Here is a 3,353-nt window from a genome sequence, read left to right as displayed (position 1 = left end):
AAGGAGGTAAAGTAGGCATCTGCGCGGCAATGCGAAAATTACTCCAATTAGCTTATGGTGTCTTAAAATCTGGAATACCCTTCGATGAAAATATAGCTCTTGCATCATGATGAGCAAGACGGTATCTGACGTGCCAGGCAAGCCGGGATTTCAAATAGTCGGGACCGTCGAAATCGGGAAAGCCCTGGGACAGGTTAATCGCCTGGTGGCGTTGCGCTAGCGCACTCATCCGGGTGAAGATGGTGGTGCCCAGCGCCGGCAGTTTACTTTGTGGGACAAGCGGGGTACTCATGGCTCATATGACTCCTGATAGCCGGGTTTTGCGCCAATATAACATGCTGGCTATAATTGACAATCAAGACGTGTAGACGGCCAAATGCCCAACGCGCGCTTGGTCAAAATTATTGAAGAGCGTCAACAAAACTATTCAGTGACAATCACCGTCGAAAGCCTTCATGATGATGGTCCTTTCGGCAATATGACGGATACTATTGGCATGATTACGATGAAAAAGACGTTGTTACCGCTGGCTACCGGGCTGCTGCTCGCTTCAGGTTTCGCCCAGGCAAAAACGGAAACCTACCATCTGGATCCCAGTCATACTTCGCTGGTGTTCTCGTGGAATCACTTCGGTTTTTCCAACCCCACCGCCGATTTCTCTGATATTACCGGTACCATTGTGCTGGACGATGCGGCAATCGAGAATGCCAAAGTGGATGTCACTATTCCGGTCAAAACCGTGGATACCCATGTGCAGGCGTTAACGGATGAATTCAAAGGCGAGAAGTATTTTGATCAGAAGCAGTTCCCCAATGCGACGTTTCATAGCACCAAAATCGTCAGCAAGGGCGATAAGCGTTATCAGGTTTATGGCAACCTGACGATCAAGGGCATCAGCCGCCCGGTGATCCTGGATGCGGTACTGAACAAGCAGGGCGAGCACCCCATGGCTAAAAAAGCCACCGTGGGTTTCAATGCCACCACGACCATCAAACGTTCCGAGTTTAAAATGGGGCAGTTCGTGCCCAACGTGAGCGATGATGTCACCATCAGCATTTCGACAGAAGCGCTGGCGAAATAATTCCCCGCGTGACCCTGCCGCTCAGCCGGCGGGACCCTGTCGCTCAGCCGGCGGGACCCTGTCGCTCAGCCGGCGGGACCCTGTCGCTCAGCCGGCGGGACCCTGTCGCTCAGCTGGCGGGACCTTGCCGCTCAGCCGGCGGGACCTTGTCGCTCAGCCGGCGGTACCTTGTCGCCCATGCCGGCGTGATCCTGCCGCCCGTCCGGCGCTTCTCCACCGCCCTGCCTCCTCGTGACGCGGGGCTTTTTTTCTTAGCCCCGGGCATCGTCGCCCGCCGAAAATCGGGCAATCCAGGCTGCGGCAAAGACCAAAACGGTGCGGCCGGCTGGGTTGCCGTCTAGGGTGATACTGGCATCAGCGTTGTTTGCCGCCGCGCCCGGCGTTGAAGCGTACAGTTGCGTCCAGCGTAGAATGCTGCCGCCGCGCCAGCGTGGAATCGGGCCACGGTGCCCGGTGCGGGATCCGGCCGCCGCGTTTAGCGCGGAATGCCGCCGCCACGCCTGCCGTCGCTCTGGCACGGAATGCACCAGAAGCACGACCTGTTATTGTCGCCTTATGCGCCGCGGCCATGTCCTCTCGGCACCATTATGCTGTAAAATTATCAACAGACTTATTATATGCCCATTTTATGAGATAGCGCAAACCGCCCTCGGGCCGGCGCTTCTCGCGGTACGGGCATTCCGGTAAACTGCTGCCGGAAAATATCATTTATCGCCAGCCTTGATTGAGGGACGACCCCATGTATCAGGATTTGATCCGCAACGAACTTAACGAAGCCCAGCAAACGCTGCAAAACTTCCTCAGCGATGAGCGCCATATTCAGTCTATCGAAGACGCGGCCACACTTATCGCCGACACCTTCAAAGCCGGTGGAAAAGTGCTCTCCTGCGGTAACGGCGGCTCACATTGCGACGCGATGCATTTCGCCGAAGAATTGACCGGCCGCTATCGCGAGAATCGCCCGGGTTATCCCGCTATCGCCATCTCCGATCCCAGCCATCTGTCCTGCGTGAGCAATGATTTCGGCTATGAGCAGGTTTTTTCACGCTACGTAGAAGCGGTGGGCAACAAGGGCGATGTGCTGGTCGGCATTTCAACCTCTGGCAACTCGGCGAACATTATCCGCGCCATTGATGCCGCGCGCGCCAAAGGCATGCGGGTTATTGTCCTTACCGGCAAAGAGGGCGGCAAAATGGCCGGCACTGCCGATGTGGAAATTCGCGTGCCGCATTTCGGCTATGCCGACCGTATTCAGGAAATCCATATCAAGGCTATCCATATCTTGATACTGCTTATCGAGAAAGAAATGGCGGCGCAGGGATAACCCGGATCGGCAGGGGAGCGACAGGAGAGGGGCATGTGTGAATTACTCGGCATGAGCGCCAATGTACCTACGGATATTTGTTTTAGTTTTTCCGGCCTGGTGCAGCGCGGCGGTGGAACCGGACCGCACAAAGACGGCTGGGGAATCACCTTCTATGAAGGGCTGGGCTGTCGCACGTTCAAGGATCCGCTGCCCAGCATCGACTCGCCCATCGCCCGGCTGGTGCAGGACTATCCGATCAAATCCTGCGCGGTGGTCTCCCACATCCGTCAGGCCAATCGCGGTAGAGTGGCGCTGGAAAACACCCATCCTTTCACCCGCGAACTCTGGGGACGCCACTGGACCTTTGCCCATAACGGCCAATTGCGTGGCTACCGAACGCTGCAAACCGGCAATTTCCGCCCGGTGGGGCAAACGGACAGCGAGCAGGCGTTTTGTTGGTTATTGGCGCGCCTGGCGGAACGCTACCCGCACACGCCGCGCCACTGGCCGTCGGTGTTCCGCTATATCGACGAGTTGGCGGATACGCTGCGACAAAAAGGCATATTCAATATGCTGCTATCCGATGGCTGCTACGTAATTGTAGCGATGCAAAATATTCTGGACTAATTTGCAAACAATTCTGGACTCCCTTAAACCCTAAAAAATAGCTATTTTGGACAGTCCGGAATTGGTTACAAAATCTATAGCTAAGGTAGACGTCAATGTAGCTATCGTATCTGTTAAGTTATGCAGCGAGAGATTTCTGCTCCCGATTTAGCCAAACTTCGTCCTGACAGCTCCGGTTCCGTGTTTGACCTGACCACAGGTTAGATTACGGATGAATCACCCCGGATAAATTAGAGTCTATACTTTAAAAGTGGAGGTCTCTATGACAACGACCAAACGTTACTCTCCGGAAGTCCGTGAACGGGCAGTTAATCTAGTGCTGGAAACTCAGCATGAGCA

The 3,353-nt window shown here is 55.1% G+C and carries 2 protein-coding genes and 3 pseudogenes; 4 read left to right on the top strand and 1 reads right to left on the bottom strand.

The features are described 5' to 3' along the window. Nucleotides 1-110: pseudogene (locus CINSTRO3249_RS16865) on the top strand (IS110 family transposase); the annotation flags it as partial. 17 nt (nucleotides 111-127) lie between these two features. Here CINSTRO3249_RS16865 and CINSTRO3249_RS14250 read toward each other — a convergent pair. Then, nucleotides 128-292 (bottom strand): annotated as a pseudogene (locus CINSTRO3249_RS14250) (methionine aminotransferase); the annotation flags it as partial. Between the two features lie 204 nt (nucleotides 293-496). Between CINSTRO3249_RS14250 and CINSTRO3249_RS14245 the strand changes: the two are divergent. The 3 genes and pseudogenes from CINSTRO3249_RS14245 to CINSTRO3249_RS14230 form a co-directional block, all read left to right on the top strand. Then, nucleotides 497-1,081, top strand: a complete 585-nt coding sequence (locus tag CINSTRO3249_RS14245) for a YceI family protein (RefSeq protein WP_074013745.1) — start codon at nucleotides 497-499, stop codon at nucleotides 1,079-1,081. Nucleotides 1,082-1,820: 739 nt separating this feature from the next. After that, entirely contained in the window at nucleotides 1,821-2,405 is a 585-nt protein-coding gene (gene lpcA / locus CINSTRO3249_RS14235; RefSeq protein ID WP_074013743.1) for a D-sedoheptulose 7-phosphate isomerase, read from the top strand. Between the two features lie 33 nt (nucleotides 2,406-2,438). Further along, nucleotides 2,439-2,987 (top strand): annotated as a pseudogene (locus CINSTRO3249_RS14230) (class II glutamine amidotransferase); the annotation flags it as partial. Between the last annotated feature and the right edge of the window lie 366 nt (nucleotides 2,988-3,353).

This window comes from Candidatus Sodalis sp. SoCistrobi (assembly GCF_900143145.1).
GTDB lineage: Bacteria > Pseudomonadota > Gammaproteobacteria > Enterobacterales > Enterobacteriaceae > SoCistrobi.
Note: the sequence above shows the minus strand (reverse complement) of the source record. Positions and strands in the feature narration are given on the sequence as shown.

Excerpts from the sequence above, each read along its gene's own strand:
- CINSTRO3249_RS14245 (WP_074013745.1), top strand. The coding sequence starts at position 497 with ATGATTACGATGAAAAAGACGTTGTTACCGCTGGCTACCGGGCTGCTG.
- lpcA (WP_074013743.1), top strand. The coding sequence starts at position 1,821 with ATGTATCAGGATTTGATCCGCAACGAACTTAACGAAGCCCAGCAAACG.